This is a genomic window from Stappia sp. P2PMeth1 (genome assembly GCF_900185735.1).
Taxonomy (GTDB): domain Bacteria; phylum Pseudomonadota; class Alphaproteobacteria; order Rhizobiales; family Stappiaceae; genus Stappia.
This window is the reverse complement of sequence record NZ_FYAW01000019.1, coordinates 476,960-496,465: the sequence shown is the minus strand read 5'-3', so window position 1 is coordinate 496,465 and position 19,506 is coordinate 476,960. Positions and strand designations below refer to the sequence as shown.

Sequence of the window (19,506 nt, the reverse complement as noted above, 5' to 3'; positions counted from 1 at the left end):
CCCTCCCCCTACAGCACGTTCGACAGGCGGCCGTAGATCAGGTCGTCCACGCCGTCGGCATAGATGTCTCCCTTGTCGTCGACGCGCAGCAGGAATTGCGGCAGGTTCTGCGTGGCATGACCCCAGATCTGCTGTCCGCCCGCCTCGCAGTCGAAGCGCGAGTGATGGCCGGGGCAGTTGAGCGTCTTGTCCGTGGCCGAATAGCTCAGCAGCCAGCCCTTGTGCGGACACAGCACCGAGAAGGCCACGATGTCGCCATCCGGTCCGACGCCGCCGTCCACGGCCTGGCCCAGCTTGAGCAGAACGCCAGGGCTGTCCGGATCGGGATAGGCGACATCCAGCGGCGCGTTCACCGCCAGATCGGCGATATTGGCGAGACGGTTTGCCGGGTAATCGACGCGGGCAAGGGCGCGTGCCCTGGCCTGTTCCGGCGTTGCCACCACCGCGGCCACCGCGCCCGCCGTCGCCAGCGCGCCCCCTTTCAGAAACTGTCGACGCCCAACGTCGACCAATCGGTTGCACTTCATTGGCTGGCTCCTCCCAAGCTCTCCAAAGTCGAAATACGGCAACATGCTATTTCGCGGGTCCAGGGCGGACAACGGCGTGCGAGGTCCTGCTGCAGTGCAGCTAAGGACTGAATTTCAAAGAGAAAATTTCGTGTTCGGAAATCCGGACATGCCGCAGTGGGATCACAGGCCGGACAGGCCCAACCTCTGCATCTTTTCCCACAAGGTTGTGCGGGAGATGCGCAACAGCCGCGCCGCCTCGCCGATCTGACCGCCGGTACGGTCGAGGGCGGTGATGATCTGCACCCGCTCGGCAGCCTCGCGCGCCTGCGCAAGCGACAGGAACTCCCCCGGCCCGGCCTGATGCTCCGGGAACAGGTCGGAGGGCTGCAGCAGCGACCCTGTCGCCATGGCGAGCCCCCGCAGCAATCTGGTGCGAAGCTCGCGCCCGCCCCCCGGCCAATCGTGGGTCCGCACGGCCTCTTCGCACAGGGTGCTGATTCCTTCGACCTGGGGTGCCTGGCGAGGGCCGAGCTTGCGGAACAACTGATGCAGAAGCCAGATCGCATCCTGCGGCCGTGTCCCGAGGGGCGGTATCGGAATTTCGTTCTGCGCCAGCCGCAGGAACAGCTCGGCACTGAAGCGACCGTCCTGAATAAGAGCCTCCAGATCGGTGCCGCAGGCCGCGATCAGCCGCGCCTCGCCTCCCTGGTCGAGCCGGTCGAGCAGCCGGGACTGGACCTCGGCGCCCATCCTGCCGACGGCCTGCAGGAACAATGTGCCGTCTCGTACGGTGCCGAAGCCGCTCGCCGATCCGAACAGCGCCGCATCCGCATCGGCCTCGCGGACGAGATCGACGGTGACGAACGGCGTGACGCGGCGGTCCGACAGGTCGTGAATGCGCCGCGCGACAAGGTCCTTACCCGTTCCCGGACCGCCGCGGATCAGGACGGGCTGGTCGTTCGCCGCGGCTTTATCGATCAAAGCCTCGATCTGCCGCGCCGCCGAAGACACCCCCAGCAAGGGTGGGAAGTCGTCGGTCGGCGACGGGCTCTTCCGATTGCCGACAAGCAGCCCAAGCCGCTCGAGGAACACCGACATGTCGAACGGTTTGGTCACGTAGTCCGCGGCACCCGCCTTCATCAGACGAACCGCCTGGCTGATGCCGCCCTGGCCGGTGATGAAGAGGAACGGCGGCGGCGTGCTGGTGCGGGCCAGCGTGGCGAACAGTTCCTCGCCCGACCCGTCCGGCAGGGCGATGTCGCAGACCACCGCGTCGATCGGCGCGTTCGGGGTCCGGATGGCTCCCAGCGCCCGCACCATCTGCTTGAGCCAAAGCACCCTTGCGCCTTCGAGCTCCAGACGCTGCACCAGCGAGCCGCCCATGATGGAATCGTCCTCGACGAGGACGATCCGTCTATTCCGCAGCATCGCCAGCCTCCGTCGCGAAGGGCAGTGCGACCGTGATGCAGGTGACGCCCTCGACCCGCGCAAGATCGATCCTGCCGTTCAGTTGCCTGGCGAGGTCGCGCAAGAGGCGCAGGCCCACGCCGCCGCCTTGAGGCACCGGGCCGTCGGCAAGCAGCCGCTCGCGCGCGGCCTGGGACATTTCGGGCCCGGTGTTGGTGATCTGCAGGACGAGCTCCCGGTCGACTGGCAAAACGGCCAGCCCGACGCGTCCCGCGGTTCCTGCGGCCGTGCAGGCGTTCAGCAGCAGGTTGAGCACGATCTGCCGAACCGGCACCGCGCAAAGGCCGTGCGCCGTGGGCGCGGGCATGTCCACGGACCAGTCGAGCGTAAGCCCCATGCGTGACACTTCGGGCTGGATCAGGAGCTTGAGATCCTCGAAGTCCTCGCGGGTCAACGGCAGGTCCTGACGATCGAGGCGGTTCTGGTCGAGCGTCGCGCGCGTCACATCGCGCAGATGGCGCAGGCCTCGGTCCAGCAGGTCGGCAGCCTTGCGGACCACCTCGGGCCGGTCGGGATAGTTGCGGATCGTATCGGTGGCGTTCAGCAGGCCGCCGAGCGGGTTGTTGATCTCATGCGCAAGCGAAGAGGACAGGCGACCAAGGGCCACGAACCGCTCTCGCTCGGCAAGCCGCCGTTCGGTTTCGGCCTTGGCGGCGACGGCGGTCACCATGGCATTGTAGGTGCGGGCCAGCCGCGCCGTTTCGCCGTCGCCACGTGGGATCTGCGAGACCGGAATGGGGTGGGGCTCGCCCGGCGTCTCGGTCATCTGATAGGCGAGTGTCGTCACCGGGCGCAGCATCCGTCGCAGGACGACAAAGCCTGCCAGCGCCAGCAGGCTGACGATAAGAGCGTTGCCGAGGATCAGGAAGACGAGCGCCTGCCGCCGTTCCGCCTGAAGGTCGGAGACGTCCAGCTCGGTTGCGATCTGGCCGACCATGCGCCCTTGGTAGACCAGCGGTGCCAGCAGGTTGAGAACGGGGGCGGTATCGTCTATCGACAGATGGTCGAGGGCCACCGCATTTCGGACCAGATCTGCGATATCGCTGTCGATGGGCACGCGCCGAGGGTCGGTCGCCGCCAGAACGCGGCCGCGCTCGTCCGCCACGGCGGTCAGAATCATCCTCCGTCCCTCGGCCCCCTTCGAGGCCCGGTCCAGCGTGTCATAGACCTCCCAGACATCCTTCCGCAGAACATGCGACCCCAAGGCCACCGTCAGCCCCTCGACATGCATCTGCGCCAGTTCCTGGATCCGTGCGTCCTGCACCCGGGCCAGCGACCGCAGGACCACTTGCGAGGCCAGTGTCCCGGCAAGGATCATCATCGCCGCCGCCAGCAGCGGCAGCTTTATCGACATCGGCAGGGAGGCGATCTGCTTCATTCGTCACGGTCCCAGATCGCGCATGCGATCGGCAATTCCGTCATAGAGATCGTCGGTCGCCCGCTGAAAACCGTCGAGATGCAGCGCGGCGAGCGCCTGACGGCCGTCGGCGCGCTCGACCAGGCCCAGCAAGGCATCTTGCAGTGCGCGAACCGGCTCGGAGGCCAGATTGTCGCGCCTCGCGCAGACCGGAGGGAAGCCCAGCCATTCCGACCGCGCAACCACCCGCGTTCGTTCGGTCAGCGCCGGTTCGATGACGGCCAGAGCCTCCCAGACATAGCCATCGACGCTCCCCGACCTGACAAGTCCGTCCGCCACGGCCCGCACCACGTTGCGATGACCGAACGTGAAGACCGACCTGCTGAAGAAGGTCTCCACCCGGTCCCCGAGGCGCCGCAGATCGGTTGCGGTGACGAGATAGCCCGAGTTTGAATCCGGATCGGAGAAGGCGTGCAAGCCGCCGCGCAGATCGCTCAGGCCCGTCGCCGGATCGTCGGCCCCGACGATCAGGTAGGATTGGTATCTCGGGCCGCCGCGCCACACCGGCACGGCGACAAGTTCCAGCGCATCGGCATGTTGCAGATAGGGATAGCCGCAAAGCCAGGCCGCATCGATCGTCCGGTCCAGAAGCAGGCCGGTGACTTCCTGGTAGGTGCGCCGCTGAAACAGTTCGATCTCGCGGTTCATGCCGCTTGCAAGGGCGCGGCGCAGGCCCTCAATCACGACGGCATCGTTATCCAGAAAGACCGGCGTCAATCCCAGACGCAAAACCGGCTGTGCCCGTGCCGGCCTCGCAATCAAGGCAGCCGTTCCTGCGCCGATCAGGAAGCGGCGTGTCATTGGATGGGTCATGATCCCGGCCCCTCCCTTTGGCCAAGATACATAGCGCGCGACCGGATCGGGTGCCTCTACGCTTGTATCGTATTCTTTTTCGCTGTTCCAAAGGCAAAGCAGCGGGAAGCCGTGCCGTGGTTCGCGTGTCCCCCAAAGCGGTCCGCCGGCATGCTGTGCCGAGGACGCCGGCGGTAGGGACGTCTCCTCCCGCGCCAGAGAGGCACGAACTGCCGAAAGCCATGCGACATCCGGATGGATCGAGCAGCGCCTCGCCGACATGAGGTTGATCGGGGTCAAGCCATCCGGTCTTGCGTCTGCTATCGTTGGTCGAACGGGAGGCGGGGATGCGCAGAAGGGGCTTTCTTGTCGGGGCGGGTGCGGCGCTTCTCCTTGGTGGCCTGGGGGCCTATGGGTGGCGGTCGGCCGTCGGTTCGCTCTCAGACTATGCCCGTCATGCCGGCGGCCTGCGTGCGCCGCTGCCGGCCGATCCGGCCGACAGGGATCTCGTCCGCTACGCGGCGCTTGCCGCCAATGGCCACAACACGCAGCCCTGGCGCTTCCGCCTTGCGGAGGGCGCCATGGACATCCTGCCGGATTTTTCGCGCACCACCCACATCGTCGATCCCGACGACCATCATCTTTTCGTCAGTATCGGCTGCGCGACCGAAAACCTCGCCATCGCGGCGGCGGCGGCGGGGCGCCCGGGCGAGGCGCGGATTGATCCCGAAGGTCTCGTCCACTTTGCCTATTCGGCGGGTCCGTCGCGATCCGACCCCTTGTTTGCCGCCATCCCTCGGCGGCAGTCGACCCGCAGCGAATATGACAGCCGCGCCATTGCCGCCGCCGATCTCGAGACGCTGCGCAAGGCTGCCGAGGAGCCTGGAGTCCGCCTCGTGCTGCTGACCGAGCGGGTCCGGATTGACCAGGTGCGGGACCTCGTCATCGCCGGCAACACGGCCCAGATGCAGGATCCGGCGTTCATGGCGGAGTTGAAACAGTGGCTGCGCTTCAATCCCCGGAGCGCAATCGAAGCGGGCGACGGTCTGTTTGCGGCCGCGAGCGGCAATCCCGTGCTGCCCGACAGCCTCGGGCGACTTGCCTTCGACACGTTCTTCACTGCAGCGGGCGAGAGTGACAAATATGCCCGGCAGATCGACAGTTCGGCCGGCATCGCCGTCTTCCTTGGCGAGCGCGAGGACAAGGCGCACTGGATCGCCGTCGGGCGCGCCTGCCAGCGGTTCGCCCTGGCGGCAACGGCGCTGGGCCTCAAGCACGCTTTCGTCAATCAGCCGGTCGAAGTGGCGCCGCTGCGCTCCGACCTCGCGGCATTGGTGGGGGAGCCGGGGGTGAGGCCTGACGTCGTGATGCGGTTCGGCTACGGACGGGACCTGCCGTTCTCGCCCCGCCGTCCGGTGGATGATGTCCTGGTTGCGGCGTCCGACGCCCAGGCTCCCGACGGGGCTGCTCCTCGGCGAACCGCGTAGATCCAGACCGAAAGCGTCGCCGCTCGCCGTCGGCGACGCACCGCGCTGTCCGGCCCGTTTTCCCGCAAATCGCCCTGCCCTCCCGCAACCCGTTGCCGGGCGAGCGCTTTCCGCTCGGGATCGGTCAAGTGAATTGGTACCAAGATATCAATGTACCTCAATACAACTTTAAGGTATCCTTTCCCAGGTCCCGGCAACCCGGCCGCGACCGGATTTCAAGGAGGAAAAGGAGACCATTATGTCTGCCAAGGTTTCGTCGGCTACCCATGACAAGCTCAAGGCGCATGTCGGCCCGATCCATGACGAGATCGGCAAGCTGACGCTTGAGATCGACCGCATCCGCAGCGAGCGTGCGATCCTTCAGGCCATGGCCGTCACCGAACTGGACGGCATGGGCCTGTCCAAGGATGCGGTCGGCAGCCTCGCCGCCGCCTGCTGGTAAGCTCCGGCGCAGGGCAGCCGCTGCCCTGCGCCCCCGCCCCCGACAGCGAGCCTTCCCGATGACCAGACATTTCTCAGAAGCGGGTCAGCGTCATATCGTCATTGTCGACCCGGTCGCCCACTTCTTCAACTACATCCCCGCCGCGCGCGACCTGGGCTACGGCGCCATCGTTCTCAGTTCCAATCCTGATGTCTGCCGGGCCGAGGAGGCGGGTCACCGCCGCATGGACGACGCCTATGCCGCGAACAGCGCCCTGACGGCCTTTGTCCCTTACACCGCCGACGATCTCGACTCGGCCCTGTCCGCGCTGGCTCCCTGGCGCGGCGCCATCGCCGGTGTCATCGCCGGCGACGAGGTCACCGTGCCCGCCGCCGCCGCGCTGGGGCGTAGGCTCGGCTTCGACTATGCCCCTGCCGAGGATGCCGCCTGCCAGCAGATCAAGTCTCGCATGAAGCAGCGTCTCGTCGCCCGCGGGGTGCCCACGCCCCGCTTCGTCGTGGTCGAAACGCGCGAGGACGCCATCGCCGCCTGGAGGGATTTCGGCGGCGACTGCATGATGAAGATGGTCGACTACGCCATGAGTTACGGCATTTCCCGGGTCCGCTCGCCGGATGAGCTGAGCGAGGCCTGGGACCGCATCGCCGCCCGCCGCGCGGCGCTCGATCATGACTTCGCCACGCAGAGCAGCGTGGTGATGGAGGAATTCGTCTCCGGCCGCGAATTCTCGGTCGAGGGCTACGAGCAGGATGGCCGTATCGAGGTGCTGAACTTCTGCGAGAAGCTCTCGCATGAGAATTTCATGGTGATCGGCCATTACGTCCCGGCCCGCACCAGCGCCGGCGAGGCCGAGGCGCTGCGCCGCATCGCCGCCGACTGCGTCCGCGCTCTCGGCATCCGCAACAGCGTCTTTCATGCCGAGGTGCACATGCGGGGCGATCAGCCCTTCCTGATCGAATGCGCTGCCCGGCCGCCGGGGCAATATTCGGTCGGGGTGATGAAACGGGTCTACGGATTCGAACTGATGCGCATCGCCCTGCAATTGGCCTGCGGTGAAAAGGTCACCGTGCGCGCCTGCCCGCCGCGCAAATGGAGCGCGATCATGGCGCTTTACTCCGACGAGACCGGCATCGTGCGCAGCACCCGGTCGCTGGACGCGTTGCGCGCGCGTCCCGAATGCTACGCGCTGAAATGCAGCGTCAAGGCAGGCGACGCCGTTCTCCGGCTGGAAACCTTCCGCGATGTGCTGGGCCTGGCGCTGCTGGAAGCGCCCGACCCCCAGGCGATCCGGGAGGTCTATGACTGGGCCCGCGCCTCGGTGCGCTTTCCGGTCTGATGGGGGAGGGACCATGGACGCACTGACCCTGCTGCCCTGTCCGGATGGGCCTCGTTTCGCTGCCGCGGTGCGCGCCGCCGCGCTCGCCGGCGATCTGCACAGCATCCCGATCTCGGGCACGGCCCGCGACGCCCGGGCGCTGGCTGCGCTCTATCCCGACCTGCCGATCCGCATCGCGCCCGCCCCCCCGCCGTCCGCCCCTCTATTCGACAGCGCGTCTGGTCTGGCGGTCGATCTGCTGAGCGACCTCTGGCAGATGGGCACGGCCGGAACCCTGGCGGTCGCCGATCCGGGGCCGGACAGCCTGCCCGCGCTGGCCTATGCGGTGCTGACCGGCCGCCGGGTCGTCGCCCTGCCCGCGCCGCTGGACCCCTTCGCCGCCCTTTGCGGGTCGGGCACGGCCTTGATCGCAACCCCGGCCGAGGCACTGGACAAGGCCTTCATCGCCCGCCTGCTCGACTGGCAAACCACCGACCCCGAGGCTCCCGACCGCCTTGGCCTGCTGACCGGACGCGACGCAGCGCAAACCGCACGGATCGTCGCCCGTCTTCTGATCCTGCGCGCCTGCCACGCCGCCGGTCACGTGCTGCCCGCTCCCGCCGACAAGGGACCGTCCGAGTTCCTGCTGATCGGCGCGCATGGCAACGAGATGCATCTCGGCTACGGCGAGGAGGACGTGCTGTGCGGGCGCCGGCACGCCCTGCCGCCGCAGCCGGAGGGGCGTTTCGATTGCGGCCGCGCCTGCCAGATCGAGAACCGCCGCGCCGCGCAGTCGCTCGACGCCAACACCGTCCTGCTCATGAGCTGCGACGGCTTCACCCCCAGCCAGGGGCTTGCGCCGCGGGATTTCTCGGTCCTTTTCGGCCTGCTCGACGGGCGTCCGGCGGCGGTGCTGGCGCCGTTCAAGCACGTGCAGGCCAATGCGCCGCTGCTCATCCTCATCGAGGCGCTGGCGCGCAGCGCCGCGCCGCTGGGCGAAATCGCCCACACCCTCAACCGCATCGGCAACACGGGCATGCTGCCTGATCCGGCCTTCCTGGTGCTGGGCGATCCCGACCTGTGCACTGTGCCGCCGCTGGCGCGGGACACACAAGGGGCCGAGACCACCTCCACCCCGCGCGGCACCGTCCTGCGGATCACCCCCGCGCCGCAGGCGCATGCGGTGACGCTCCCGCTGCCCCGGCCTGCGGGCGACACGCCGCTGGCCGTGCTGCCGATGACCCCGGCCCTGCGCGCGTCCGGCCATTTCTTCGCCCTTGCGCCCACCCCCGGCGAGGGGATCGAGGTGACGGTCTTTCGCGACGGCGCGCTCGACCCCGGTCCGCTGGAGGTCGCCCTGGTGCCGGCCGCGCCGCTCGACAGCCGGGTGCTGGCGACCGGGCGCGGCGCCCTCTCGCGCCTGCGCCTCATTGCCCATGTCTTCGGGTCGTCCCCGGCGATGGACACGGCCGGCAAGGACATCGCCGACCTGATGCACCGGATCGCCGCCTTTCCCCGCCCGATTGAGCAGTTGGACGCACTGCCCCTGGCGCTGGCCGCGCCGGCTCTGATGCAGGCCCGCCTCGACGCGCTGCGCCGCGCCGCGGCGCTGCGGATTGCCGACCATCTGGGCGAGGCACGGGTGTGGATGTCGCAGGACCATGCCGCGCTCTACCCGGATCTGCGCCGGGCCGGGCCCGAGGGCGACGGCCCCTGCCCGCATTGCGGCACGCAGGCCTTTGCCTGGCGCTACCGCGACCCGGTGGCCGAGCATCCCGCGCGTGACGTGACGATCTGCCATCGCTGCGGCATCACCGCGGACCTGCCGCTCGCCGCCGCCTTGCGCGTCTCCATGTCGACCCTGCCGGAAGTACGCGGGTCCGCTCTGGAGGTCTGCGTCCGTATCGACAACACCGGCCCGGAGGCCGCGGCGCTCTCGCTGTTCCTGCAGCTCAACGAATGGCGCAAACTGGGCGTCGGCGGCCTGGCCGAGCCGGTCGAACTGTCGGTTTTGCCGGGCGAAACGCTGCGGCATGGCGTTGCGCTGACCCTGCCGCCGCAGATGCAGGACGATATCGTCTCATTGCAACTGTTCATGGTGGACGCAGGTCTCGGACTGCATTTCCTCAGTCAGAAGACCCTGCTGAACCTGACCGCGCAGCCTGCCCGTCGCCGCGCGGTGGAAGCTGCGGAATGAGGGGTAGGGCCTCATTCCTCCATGGTGTGGGCGTCGTCGGCATTCAGATCCAGATGGTAGACCTCGCGCATGGTGCGGATGAACTGCAAGGTCTCCTCGTTGAAGGCGGGCCGGTTCTCCAGACTGTGCAGGATCATTCCCTCCAGCAGGTCGCTCAGACTGATCTCCTTGTGATAGGCAAGGGATTTCAGGACCTTGAGGATCCGCTTCTCGATGCGAACGCCCGTCTGAACTCTTTCCACGTGTTTACCCGACCTGGCCGCCATCTCGCACCTCTCTTCCGACCGCATGGTTCTACTGGGTAAAAGAGCACCGGGGCAACGTCAAATCGGGAAAGGCGCAGGCGGGACAACCGCTTGATGGAGGGGGAGCTTCCGGCGTGTACGCCGCCGTGTCCCATGATGGGTCCTGGATGATCCGAGAGGCATGGCGACCGTCCATACGCACGGGCTGGCGTCGCCTGTCATCGTCCGCGACGATCTCATCTGAGGAGCAGGGAGCCGTCGGGTGATCTCCCTGAAGGTCGGCAGCGGTCCTCAGCCGGGAGCCAGTGTCAGGAAGCGTCGGAACAGGCTGGCGACACGGTCGGGAAACTCCTCATGCGGCAGGTGGCCCGCCTCGGGCAGGATCACCGACCAGCAGTCGCCGAGCCGCGCCTGGATGCCCAGGGACTTGTTCACCGGCAGCACCTTGTCGCCGGCGCCCCAGACCGACAGCACCGGCTTGCGCAACTCCGGCAGCCGGGCCTGCAGGCCCTTCTCGTGGAACTGTTTCAGCGTCTGCAGAAACGCATCTGCCGCCCCGGGCTCCAGCAACTGGCGATAATAGAAGTCCACCATCGCCTCATCGGGCATATGTGCCGTGTAGGAGGCCCGCATCTTCGACCGGAAGATCCGCGGCCCGATGCCCTCGCGCAGGATCGCGCTGCGCATGGCATGCCGCACCAGGCCGATCCGCGCCGCCCGTTCCACCGAATGGGTGCCCCCGGCGATGCCGACGCTGTTGATCAGCAGCAGCCGGTCCACCAGTTCAGGCGCGTTCAGCGCCAGCACCGTCGCCACCGCCGCGCCAAAGGAACTGCCCGCCACATGCAGCCGCGCCAGACCCAGGGCGGCGCAGAGCTCTGCCACCCTGGCGCTGGTCGCATCCAGGCTGTAGTCGCCGAACGCCTTGCCCGAGTGTCCGAACCCCGGCATGTCGATCGCCAGCACCCGGTGATCCCGCGCCAGGTCAAAGAACAGGTCCTGCCAGGTGGTCATCGATAGCGGAATGCCGTGCAGGAACAGGATCGTCTGCGGTCCATCGCCCGCCAGCGCATAGCGGATCGGCCCGCCCGCCACCGTCTGCAGGCGGGCAAGGGGGCTCATGCGGTCTTCGAAGTCCAGCATGGTGAGGGGAACGGGCCGCGGCTCGTGGCCGGCAAGGGCGCGCGGTTTCATGGTCGTGGTCATGCGCCCGCCCCCGCCAGCGCCGTCCGGGCGAAGACCGCCAGCAAGGCATTGTAGTCGTCCGCCCGCTCCCAGGTCAGGAAATGCCCGGCCTCGGGCAGAATGACCGGAGTGACGCCGCCGAGGGCCGCTGCCAGCGCCCGCGCGTGCTCCGGTCCGACCAGCCGGTCCTCGCCGCCATGGATGATCTGCACCGGGCAGGCGATCCCCGCCGGGTCGGCCAGCGGGACGAAGCGGTTCGCCACCAGCGTCTGGCGGCAGAATGCATCCGCATGCTGCTCGTTCACCCGGTAGAAGGTCTTCAGCTTGTACAGTTCGTCGGCGTTGCGGCTGCGATAACCCGCGCCGAACAGCCAGTCGATGCTGTCGTCGAACACCGCCGCCATGCCCGACTGCCGCGCCAGCCGCCGCCAGCCCTCGGTCGTGTCGAGAATGACCTCGTCCGCCGCCAGATAGGCGGAACACAGGCTGATGCCGGCCACCCGCTCCGGCGCCATCAGCGCTGCCTGCAGGGCGATCAGCCCGCCCAGGGCGCAGCCCGCCAGCACCACGCGGTCGAGATCCAGATGCGCCACCAGTTCCAGCACATCGGCGGCCATCGTCGCGCAGTCAGCACTCTCCGGCAGGGGGGAACTGCGCCCGATGCCGCGATTGTCCAGCGTGATCACCCGGAACTCTTCCGCCAGACGCGACGCCTGCCGGGCCCAGAAGCTGGTGTCGCCCCCCACCGGCCCGATCAGCAGCACGGGTGGCCCCTTGCCCTGGCTGCGGTAGCAGAGCGTGCCGCCGTCGCGCAGTTCCAGCGTCGCGGCGCGCACTTTGCGATAGAAATGGTCGAAGATGTTCACCACCAGCGAGCTTTTGTCGTCGATTCCCTCGATCACGTCGGTCGGGTCATAGGCGGGCATGCCTCCATCGAGATAGACCGCTTCGTGCCGCCAGGTGCAGGGGTCGTATTGCAGCGTGTGGGGAATGACTCGCGGCTTGTGCCGCCCCAGCAGGATCAGCACGATCTCGCTCGCCACCAGCGAGGCCGCGAGCACGCAGGCCGAGGCCAGCGACGGTCCCGATCCTTGCATGAAATCCGTGTTCGAGTTCTGCTTCGAGACGTCGTAGTAGCTGATATGCGCCAGCTTCGGCACGAGGCCGCAGGCATAGCGCAACTGCTTCTCCATCGGCGGCTGCGCGTCGGAAATGCCGCAATAGGCCTCCATCGTCATGCCCGCCGGATCGAAGATCTGCAGGCAGGCGCTGAACCCCACGGGCGAGCCCATCAGGACGTAGAGCCCGCGCGCTCGGGCCGCACGGTGAAAGGTCAGGTGATCGTCGATCCGGTAGAAGTCGATGGCATCGATGCAGATATCCACCCCGGCGAACGCCGCCTCGGCGATCTCCTCGGTGAAATAGTCGCGGAACAGCGTGACCCGCGCGTCCGGGTTGATGTCGAGGATCGCTTCGCGCAGCACCTCCACCTTGTCGCGTCCGTCGTTCGAGACGGTGGCGCCGAACTGCCGGTTGATGTTGGCAAGCTCGAACCTGTCGGGATCGACGATGTGGAACCCGCCCACGCCCATCCGCGCCAGCGTCGACAGGCAGTTGGAGCCGATCCCGCCCGCGCCGACCACCAGCACCGTCGCCCGCGCCAGCGCCGCCTGTTCCGCCTCCGTCAGGATGCCGATGTTGCGCTTGAAGGAGTCGGCATAGACCGATCCGGCGCCCTGAAGTGGATTGCCGTCATGCATTGGCCGCCTCCTTGAGCAGGTGCGAAAACCGCTTCCGGTATCTGCCGACCCGCCCCAACGCCCCGGCCACCGTCGTGCCCGCCACATTGACGAACACATCGCCGGCCGGAACATTGAGGATCGTGTCGAACAGCGCGTTGATGCGCGCGTCGGCCACATAGGGCAGGCTGCGATAGAAGAAGTCGCACTCGCCGCGCAGCGTCAGCGTTCTCGCCTCGAGCGGCAGGTGCGGGTCGTATTTTGCCACCACCTGCCGGGCGATCCGCACCACCTCCTCAGGCGGTTGGCGGACGCCGTCCGGATGCACCGGAGCGAGGTGCGACATCAGGCTGTAGACCAGCGGGCTTTGCGAGATCGAGGTGAAATAGACCGCGTCCCGCGCCGGCCGTCCCACCAGCGCGTGATCCGCCAGAAGCACGAGGAGCAGCGCCATCAGCCCGGAATTGCGCAGTTCCTGCATGACGTTGACGCTGCACAGGTGCAGCACGTGCACGCCCGCCCGCCCCGACGGCACGGTCGTATCCACCCCGGCGGTGCCGATCAGCATGCCGTTTCGGAAGATCAGCACCATGGCGGAGGCGTTGTAGAACGGCTCGATCTTGAAATGCCGCCGCATGTGGTCGAGGTGGGTCTCGTCCCAGCCCCGCGCGAAGGTTGCCAGCCTGAGCAGGTCCGGTTCCAGTGCCGCCAGTTCCCCCCGATGGCGGTCGGTGCGGTCGAGGATGACCAGCTCATGCTCGAGAAACGTCATGCGGCGTGCGGTCTCAAACATCGGCGTCGGCCCTTGTGGTGAGGAAATGCAGCGCCCGCGCGATCAAGGTCCCGGCCTCGCGCACATAGGTGCCGCGCCACGCAGCGTCCTGCGGACAGAAGGCGCGCAGCATCTGCGCCCGCGCCCTTGCGACGCAACGCGCATCATCCGGGAAGTGCACCAGCGCACTGTTGGCCGCGCGCAGCGCCAGCAGCGTCCGCGCCGCCGGCCCGGTGCCCAGTTCGAAGGTGACGCCGCAGGCGCCTTCCAGCCCGAAGGCCGTCTTCAGCCCCCGGATCACATCGCCCCGCGCCGGATAGACCGCCTGGTCGCCGGCATGTCCGTCGCTGACCGGCATGCCGAAGATCTCCCGCATGGGCAGCAGCGACGGACCATTGGCGAGCAGGCTCGGCACCTTGTAGCCGCCGATGCCCGAATGCAGGTCGAACAGGATCGTCCGGTCGGGCCGCGCGCCGGCCAAGAGCGGGCCCAGCGCCGCGTTCAGCGCCTGCAGTTCCGGCGCCAGCGCCGCTCCGCCATAGAACACCGCCTGCGGGTCGAAGTACTGCCCGCCCGCCAGCGTCTCCTTGACCTGGCGCATTCCGCCTCGCGCGATCACGCTGGCGACAAAGACCGCGAACCACGCCGCATCGGGCAGGCGCGACAGGGCGCGGCTGCTGAACAGCCGCCCGATGGCGCGGGCCTGCGGCCCGACATCGGCCAGTGCGGCATGGTCCGAAAGGTAATTGCGGTTCAGATCGACATTGTCGGCATTGGTGCGCCGAAACGCGCGGATGCCGCCGGGGTTGATGCCATGCACCAGGATCACCCGCACCGGCCCGTCATGGTCCGCCAGCCGCCGGACCAGCGCCACCTGCGCGGCGCTGCCGCAATGCCCCTCGATCCCGTGCAGCCCGCTCAGCACCACCAGCGTGCAGGCTGCGTCCCCGGGGCCGCACAGCGCCACCCGCAGGCTGTCGCCGCTATCGCCGATCAGGTGGTCACGGATCTCCAGCCCACAGGCGTCGCAGGCCGCGTCGAACATCGCCCGCGCGCCCTCGACGTCTCCGGCATAGAGCCGCGACGCCTCGCCGTCATCGATGTCGGCGGCCATGTCAGTAGGAGGCCTCGGCACGGTTTGCATCGTCGATCTTGGGCTCGGGGTTGCGAAGGGCAGGGCGGCGCTGCACGGTGCGCACCGGCCGCACGCCGTCCGCCGCCAGGACCTGCTCGTCCACCACCAGCGTCTGCCCCTGGAATTTCAGCGGCGCGCCGATCCAGCGCGTTTCCGCCTCCAGATGCTGCCAGTCGCGGGTCATGATGGTTTCCAGCCCGGCGATGCTCTTCACGTCGCCTTTCCACTCCTGCGAGGTGTTGTAGAAGGCGTCGTCATGGCAGGCCTTCACGCAGGCAAGACACTCGATGCACTGGTCGGGGCGCACCGACACCGCCGGCCCTTTCGCCAGCCGCGCCAGCACGCCCTTCGGACAGACATAGATGCAGTCGTAGCAGGAGGTGCATTTCACCGGATCGATGATCGGCTCGAAATGGCTGCGATAGTCGCCCTTCTTCAGCCAGCGCTTCGGCGTGGTCTTGTAGATCGTCGAACTGCCGCAGCCGTCGAGCGAGATCAGCAGCACGATGGCCGTGAGCGTCGCGGCCCACAGTCCGACCTCTTCCGCCGGCATCCGCGTGTACCATGCCACGCCCGCCAGCCCGGCCAGCGACACGCCCAGATGCGTCAGCGTCTTCGCCCAGCGGCGCTCTTCGGGGAGAATGTCCCAGAAGGCGAACCAGGTCAGGTGCAGCAGGAAGATCAACCCCATCGAGATCAGCGCATACTGCGGATAGAAGAAGGCCACCGGGAACAGCGTCATGCAGTAGACCAGCGCCGTCGACAGCGCCTGTTCCATCCGGTCGACAAAGCCGAACTGCGCCAGCGTCATCGGCTCGGAGCGGCGGTAGTTGGCGCGGATATAGGCGGGAAGGTCGTCCAGATGCGTCGGCCCCCAGGCCAGCTTGAACCCCGTCTGCCGCGTCACTTCCTCCGCGTCGATGCCGGGCGCGGCATAGGGCGGCGCGATGATCCGCCGCCCGGCCACAACGTCCTTCAGCCCGGTGACGTTGATCGCGTCGATCACGTCATACTCGTTGTATTCGTTCATTCCGGCGGCGCACCAGACGTTCGAGCCCTTGGAATTCGCCACCAGCAGGTAGCAGTCGAAGGGGGCGAGCACCTTCATCAGCCGGTGCACCGTCAGCGTGTAGTTGCCGCTCAGGAACACCGGGCTGTTGGCATCGGGATTGCCGATGCGGCGCAGTCCCAGCGCGCAGGGAAAGTTGAAATGCCGGAAGAAGACGTGGAACGTCTCGTAGAGCTTGGTCGTGATCCACTCAAACATGGCGTTTGACACCTTCTATCAACTGGAAGGTGGACATGGGCCAGGTCTTCTTCTCGGCGATCTCGAAGCCTGCCGCCTCGATGACGCCCTTGAGGTCCTTCACCGGAAAGAACGCCCGCCGCAGGATGGCGAATTGCGGCACCCACATCAGTGTCATGACCACCCGGAACAGCACCCGCGAGACCCTGCCCTCGGGCCAGACCTCGTCGGCGATCAGCATCTTGCCACCCGGTTTCAGGATCTCGTGGCATTCGCGGAAGATGTGTTCGAGGTAGGGTTTCGACAGTTCCCCCACCACCATGGTGGAGACGATTGCGTCCAGGCTGTTCGGCGCGAAATGCTTCTTCAGGTTGGTGACGCTGTCCTTGATGATGGTGAAGCGGTCCTCGCGCCCTGCCTTGGCGATGTTGCGGCGGCACTCCTTCAGCATGCTTTCGGAAATGTCCATGCCGGTCACGGTCGCGCCGTGCTCGATGCATTTCAGCCCCAGCGAGCCGGTGCCGCAGCCGATGTCCAGCACCTGGTCGCCCTGCTTCATGCGGCTGGCGATGGTGTTCTTGATCCGGTCGATCTTGCCGCCGGTCAGCAGCTTGACCGAGACGTCGTAGCGCTCCGGTGCGTATTCGACCCACACCATCCAACTGTACATCAGCATCGTGACCTCCTTCCGTCGCGTGCCGGAACGTCGGCCCGCCGCCTGTGCAGGCGATGGGCCAGGGGTCGGGATCAGGCGCGCGCCATCGCGTCCGTGCGCTCCTCGCGATAGCCCGCGATCTCGCGTTCCAGGTTCTCGGATGTCGGGAAATGCGCCCGGTCCAGCACCGGGTAGAAGTGCAGGACGGCCCCTTTCGGCAGCGTCACCCGCACGCCGGTCTCCTCGTCGGTCTGCCGCGAGGCGATGATCCGCCGCAGCACGCCGCCGGTGGCAAAGCTCTGCACCGGCACCGCGTCCGTGCCGATCCGCTCCAGTTGCAGCGCGCAGACGGTCTGCGCGTCATGCATCACCTCGATATGGACGGAGTTCGCCTCCGCGTTCCACAGGAAGTCCCTGCTGTAATGCGTGTCGGGCGAGGTGGGTAGCGCGATCTCCGCAGCGCGCCCCTTGAGTGCCTGCCGCACGTCGTTCGGCGTACCGCACTGGGTGCAGCATCCGGCCTCGTCCAGCGCCACCGCTTCGGCCTTCAGCCCGTAGCGGCGCACGGTGCGCGTGCCGCAGCCCGGACAATGGGTGTCCGACACGCCATCGCGGAACATGTTGCCGCAATAGACGTAGCGAATGCCCACCTCCATCGCCATCTCGCGGGCCTTCAGCACGATCGCCTCCGGCGTGCGTGTCACGCTGGTGTAGAGATAGGCCGGGTGGAAGGCGACGTAGTGCAACGGCACCCGGTCGCCCACATGCTCCAGCACCCAGGTATTTGTCTTGGCGATCTCCTCCTCGGTGTCGTTGCGCCCGGTGATCAGCAACTGGCTCAGCTCCAGATGCCGCCCCGAGGCATGCACCTTGCGGATCATGTCGAGCACCGGCTGCAGATGCGTGCCGCCGGTGAACTTGCGATAGAACTTCTCATCCATCGACTTCAGCGAGATGCTGAAGATGTCGATACAGTCGATCAACTCGTCCACCGCGCCGGATTCGATGTAGAACGCCGACTTGTAGAGGGTGACGATCCCCGCCGACTGGGCAAGCCGCGACGTTTCCACCACGAATTCGTGCCAGACCACCGGATCGTTGTAGGTCCAGGAAATGACCTCGATCCCCAGCATCTCGCAGGTGGCGACGATCTGTTCGGGCGTGTAGCGGCGCACATCCGCCTGATCGAGGTGGCGCACCTGGGATGTCCGCCAGTTCTGGCAGAAATCGCAGGACATCATGCAGCCGATATTCCCGAGCGACAGGATCTTCGCTCCGGGGCGGAAGTGGTTCACCGCCTCGGTCTCGATGTATTCCATTGTCGCCTCGACCGACTTTCCGTAGTTGAAGGTGTACAACTCGCCGCCGATATTGCCGCGCACGCCGCAGCGCCCCATCTGCCCGTCCGCGATCTTGCAGTGGCGCGGGCTGAGGTTGCACACCACCATCGAACTGCCGTTGCCGGCCTTCTCCCAATGGGTGGCGGGATAGGCGTCCCGCATCCAGGACACGTCTTGATCGATTTTCATGGCGGCCTCCGAAGCGAAGCGATGGAAAAGCGAAAGGATCAGTCGAGGATCAGTTCCGACAGGCCGAACTTGACCTCTCCCGGCTTGGCGGGGGCGAGGTCTTCCTCGACATAGAAGCGTTCCCAGACAGCGTTCGAATACAGTTGCCCCTTGCGGGTCAGCCGCACCTCCTCGCCGTCGTCGGTCAGGTAGCCCTCGGCCTGGAGCGCCCGCAGCACGTCGCCATAGACCAGGTCCATGGGCACGCCGAACCGCGCCTGGAAATCGGTCTTGAAGACGTTGCCCACCTTCAGCCCGCGGATCATCACCCGGCGCATCTCCTGCTCCTTGCTCAGATGCGTCGAGAAGTCGAGGATCGGCTCTCCGGCGTTGATCCGGTCGATATACTGTCGGATATTGGTGATGTTGGTGTACATGAACTGATGGATCGCCGATTTCGACGATACGCCGAAGCCGATCATCGGCCATGTTCGCCAGTAATAATCAAGGAAGCGGCAGTAATGATCCGCCCGCGCCGGGTGGTAATAGCCCGAGGTGCTGCCGGTGACGTAGCCCGCCTGCTCCAGCAGGTCGAAGGCCCGCACCGCCATTGCCTTCTCTTCCTCGATCAGCGGCAGCTTCTGCCCCTTCTTGAGGATCCAGTTGTGGTAGGCGGTGTTCTCCCAGACCTCCAGCGGATAGACCGTGATGCAGGACATCTCCAGGTCGATGGCGCGGGTGACGGAGTCTTCCCAGATCTCGGGCGTCAGCCCGATCAGGGGATAGATCAGGTCGACATTGACATGGGTGAAGCCCGACTTGCGGATCGCCGTCACCGCGCGGTCGATATCGTGCAGGTCGTGCGGCCGGTTGGTCTGCCGCAGGACGCCCTCGTCGAAGCTCTGGATCCCGATCGAGAACCGGTTGAAGCCAGCATCGAACAGCGCGTCGATCTTGTCCTGGTCGACGCTGCGCGGATCGAATTCCACCGCGACCTCGGCGCCGGCGGCCACCTCGAACGTGTCGCGACAGGCCTGAAGGATGCGGATCAACTGGTCCGCCGTCAGCAGTCCCGGCGTGCCGCCGCCGAAATAGATCGCCTCGATGCGGAACCTCGGGAACACCGGGTTGTTCGGAAACGCCTCGATCTCCTTGATCAGCGCCTGGACATAGGCCTCGCGCAGATCGTCCTTCGAGTTCACCATCACGGTGTAGTCGCAGAAGTGGCATTTCGTCGAACAGAACGGGATATGGATGTAGATCGACGCGTCCTGCTTGCGAAAGAAATTGCCGAAATCCGTGTAGGTGTAGTTGAACGGATAGGTGTGGATGTTGCGGCGGATGTATTTGTCCTGCTGGATGTTCATGTGAATTTTCCTGTCAGGCTGTTCCGGGTCT

17 protein-coding genes are annotated in these 19,506 nt (G+C 66.7%); 4 read left to right on the top strand and 13 right to left on the bottom strand.

The window, feature by feature from the left end:
• Positions 1-8: 8 nt before the first annotated feature.
• From P2PM1_RS13275 to P2PM1_RS13260, 4 genes are all read right to left on the bottom strand, one after another.
• Positions 9-527, bottom strand: a complete 519-nt coding sequence (locus P2PM1_RS13275; protein ID WP_186399352.1) for an arsenate reductase (azurin) small subunit — start codon at positions 525-527, stop codon at positions 9-11.
• 162 nt (positions 528-689) lie between these two features.
• Positions 690-1,937 carry a sigma-54 dependent transcriptional regulator gene (locus tag P2PM1_RS13270; RefSeq protein ID WP_186399351.1) on the bottom strand — a complete coding sequence of 416 codons (1,248 nt, stop codon included), beginning with the start codon at positions 1,935-1,937 and terminating at the stop codon, positions 690-692.
• Complete coding sequence (locus tag P2PM1_RS13265) at positions 1,924-3,354, bottom strand: sensor histidine kinase (protein WP_186399350.1); 1,431 nt, start codon at positions 3,352-3,354, stop codon at positions 1,924-1,926. Before P2PM1_RS13265 ends, P2PM1_RS13270 begins: the two co-directional genes overlap by 14 nt.
• Positions 3,355-3,357: 3 nt before the next feature.
• Positions 3,358-4,206: a PhnD/SsuA/transferrin family substrate-binding protein gene (locus P2PM1_RS13260; RefSeq protein WP_186399349.1), complete on the bottom strand. Its 849-nt coding sequence runs from the start codon at positions 4,204-4,206 to the stop codon at positions 3,358-3,360.
• 560 nt (positions 4,207-4,766) lie between these two features.
• Here P2PM1_RS13260 and P2PM1_RS13255 point away from each other — a divergent pair.
• The 4 genes from P2PM1_RS13255 (at position 4,767) to P2PM1_RS13240 (ending at position 9,623) form a co-directional block, all read left to right on the top strand.
• Positions 4,767-5,672 (top strand): Tat pathway signal protein, encoded by a 906-nt coding sequence (locus P2PM1_RS13255; protein ID WP_371636703.1) that lies wholly within the window; start codon positions 4,767-4,769, stop codon positions 5,670-5,672.
• A gap of 238 nt (positions 5,673-5,910) precedes the next feature.
• Positions 5,911-6,114: a hypothetical protein gene (locus tag P2PM1_RS13250; RefSeq protein ID WP_186399347.1), complete on the top strand. Its 204-nt coding sequence runs from the start codon at positions 5,911-5,913 to the stop codon at positions 6,112-6,114.
• A 58-nt stretch (positions 6,115-6,172) separates the two neighbouring features.
• Positions 6,173-7,447, top strand: a complete 1,275-nt coding sequence (locus P2PM1_RS13245) for an ATP-grasp domain-containing protein (protein WP_186399346.1) — start codon at positions 6,173-6,175, stop codon at positions 7,445-7,447.
• A 13-nt stretch (positions 7,448-7,460) separates the two neighbouring features.
• Positions 7,461-9,623 carry a hypothetical protein gene (locus P2PM1_RS13240; RefSeq protein ID WP_186399345.1) on the top strand — a complete coding sequence of 721 codons (2,163 nt, stop codon included), beginning with the start codon at positions 7,461-7,463 and terminating at the stop codon, positions 9,621-9,623.
• An 11-nt stretch (positions 9,624-9,634) separates the two neighbouring features.
• Here P2PM1_RS13240 and P2PM1_RS13235 read toward each other — a convergent pair whose 3' ends face one another.
• The 9 genes from P2PM1_RS13235 to P2PM1_RS13195 form a co-directional block, all read right to left on the bottom strand.
• Positions 9,635-9,865 (bottom strand): hypothetical protein, encoded by a 231-nt coding sequence (locus tag P2PM1_RS13235; RefSeq protein ID WP_208984636.1) that lies wholly within the window; start codon positions 9,863-9,865, stop codon positions 9,635-9,637.
• 294 nt (positions 9,866-10,159) lie between these two features.
• Positions 10,160-11,074, bottom strand: a complete 915-nt coding sequence (locus P2PM1_RS13230; protein ID WP_186399344.1) for an alpha/beta fold hydrolase — start codon at positions 11,072-11,074, stop codon at positions 10,160-10,162.
• On the bottom strand, positions 11,071-12,813 hold the full coding sequence (locus P2PM1_RS13225) for an alpha/beta fold hydrolase (RefSeq protein WP_186386069.1): 1,743 nt from the start codon (positions 12,811-12,813) through the stop codon (positions 11,071-11,073). Before P2PM1_RS13225 ends, P2PM1_RS13230 begins: the two co-directional genes overlap by 4 nt.
• Positions 12,806-13,564: a hypothetical protein gene (locus tag P2PM1_RS13220; RefSeq protein WP_186399343.1), complete on the bottom strand. Its 759-nt coding sequence runs from the start codon at positions 13,562-13,564 to the stop codon at positions 12,806-12,808. The genes P2PM1_RS13225 and P2PM1_RS13220 overlap by 8 nt, the downstream gene beginning before the upstream one ends.
• 13 nt (positions 13,565-13,577) lie before the next feature.
• Complete coding sequence (locus P2PM1_RS13215; RefSeq protein WP_186399342.1) at positions 13,578-14,678, bottom strand: M14 family metallopeptidase; 1,101 nt, start codon at positions 14,676-14,678, stop codon at positions 13,578-13,580.
• Position 14,679: 1 nt separating this feature from the next.
• Positions 14,680-15,966, bottom strand: coding sequence for an HgcAB-like fusion protein (locus P2PM1_RS13210; RefSeq protein WP_186399341.1), 1,287 nt, complete (start codon positions 15,964-15,966; stop codon positions 14,680-14,682).
• A complete protein-coding gene (cpaM, locus tag P2PM1_RS13205) occupies positions 15,959-16,621 on the bottom strand; it encodes a corrinoid protein-associated methyltransferase CpaM (RefSeq protein ID WP_186399340.1) in 663 nt (220 codons plus the stop codon). Before cpaM ends, P2PM1_RS13210 begins: the two co-directional genes overlap by 8 nt.
• Positions 16,622-16,692: 71 nt before the next feature.
• Entirely contained in the window at positions 16,693-18,129 is a 1,437-nt protein-coding gene (amrS, locus tag P2PM1_RS13200; RefSeq protein ID WP_186399339.1) for an AmmeMemoRadiSam system radical SAM enzyme, read from the bottom strand.
• Between the two features lie 38 nt (positions 18,130-18,167).
• On the bottom strand, positions 18,168-19,475 hold the full coding sequence (locus P2PM1_RS13195; RefSeq protein ID WP_186399338.1) for a coproporphyrinogen-III oxidase family protein: 1,308 nt from the start codon (positions 19,473-19,475) through the stop codon (positions 18,168-18,170).
• Positions 19,476-19,506 lie beyond the last annotated feature (31 nt).

Bases quoted from the DNA above. Each gene is read 5' to 3' on its own strand.
- P2PM1_RS13275 (WP_186399352.1), bottom strand. From the start codon at position 527: ATGAAGTGCAACCGATTGGTCGACGTTGGGCGTCGACAGTTTCTGAAA.
- P2PM1_RS13270 (WP_186399351.1), bottom strand. From the start codon at position 1,937: ATGCTGCGGAATAGACGGATCGTCCTCGTCGAGGACGATTCCATCATG.
- P2PM1_RS13265 (WP_186399350.1), bottom strand. From the start codon at position 3,354: ATGAAGCAGATCGCCTCCCTGCCGATGTCGATAAAGCTGCCGCTGCTG.
- P2PM1_RS13260 (WP_186399349.1), bottom strand. From the start codon at position 4,206: ATGACCCATCCAATGACACGCCGCTTCCTGATCGGCGCAGGAACGGCT.
- P2PM1_RS13255 (WP_371636703.1), top strand. From the start codon at position 4,767: ATGGACATCCTGCCGGATTTTTCGCGCACCACCCACATCGTCGATCCC.
- P2PM1_RS13250 (WP_186399347.1), top strand. From the start codon at position 5,911: ATGTCTGCCAAGGTTTCGTCGGCTACCCATGACAAGCTCAAGGCGCAT.
- P2PM1_RS13245 (WP_186399346.1), top strand. From the start codon at position 6,173: ATGACCAGACATTTCTCAGAAGCGGGTCAGCGTCATATCGTCATTGTC.
- P2PM1_RS13240 (WP_186399345.1), top strand. From the start codon at position 7,461: ATGGACGCACTGACCCTGCTGCCCTGTCCGGATGGGCCTCGTTTCGCT.
- P2PM1_RS13230 (WP_186399344.1), bottom strand. From the start codon at position 11,074: ATGACCACGACCATGAAACCGCGCGCCCTTGCCGGCCACGAGCCGCGG.
- P2PM1_RS13225 (WP_186386069.1), bottom strand. From the start codon at position 12,813: ATGCATGACGGCAATCCACTTCAGGGCGCCGGATCGGTCTATGCCGAC.
- P2PM1_RS13220 (WP_186399343.1), bottom strand. From the start codon at position 13,564: ATGACGTTTCTCGAGCATGAGCTGGTCATCCTCGACCGCACCGACCGC.
- P2PM1_RS13215 (WP_186399342.1), bottom strand. From the start codon at position 14,678: ATGGCCGCCGACATCGATGACGGCGAGGCGTCGCGGCTCTATGCCGGA.
- P2PM1_RS13210 (WP_186399341.1), bottom strand. From the start codon at position 15,966: ATGTTTGAGTGGATCACGACCAAGCTCTACGAGACGTTCCACGTCTTC.
- cpaM (WP_186399340.1), bottom strand. From the start codon at position 16,621: ATGCTGATGTACAGTTGGATGGTGTGGGTCGAATACGCACCGGAGCGC.
- amrS (WP_186399339.1), bottom strand. From the start codon at position 18,129: ATGAAAATCGATCAAGACGTGTCCTGGATGCGGGACGCCTATCCCGCC.
- P2PM1_RS13195 (WP_186399338.1), bottom strand. From the start codon at position 19,475: ATGAACATCCAGCAGGACAAATACATCCGCCGCAACATCCACACCTAT.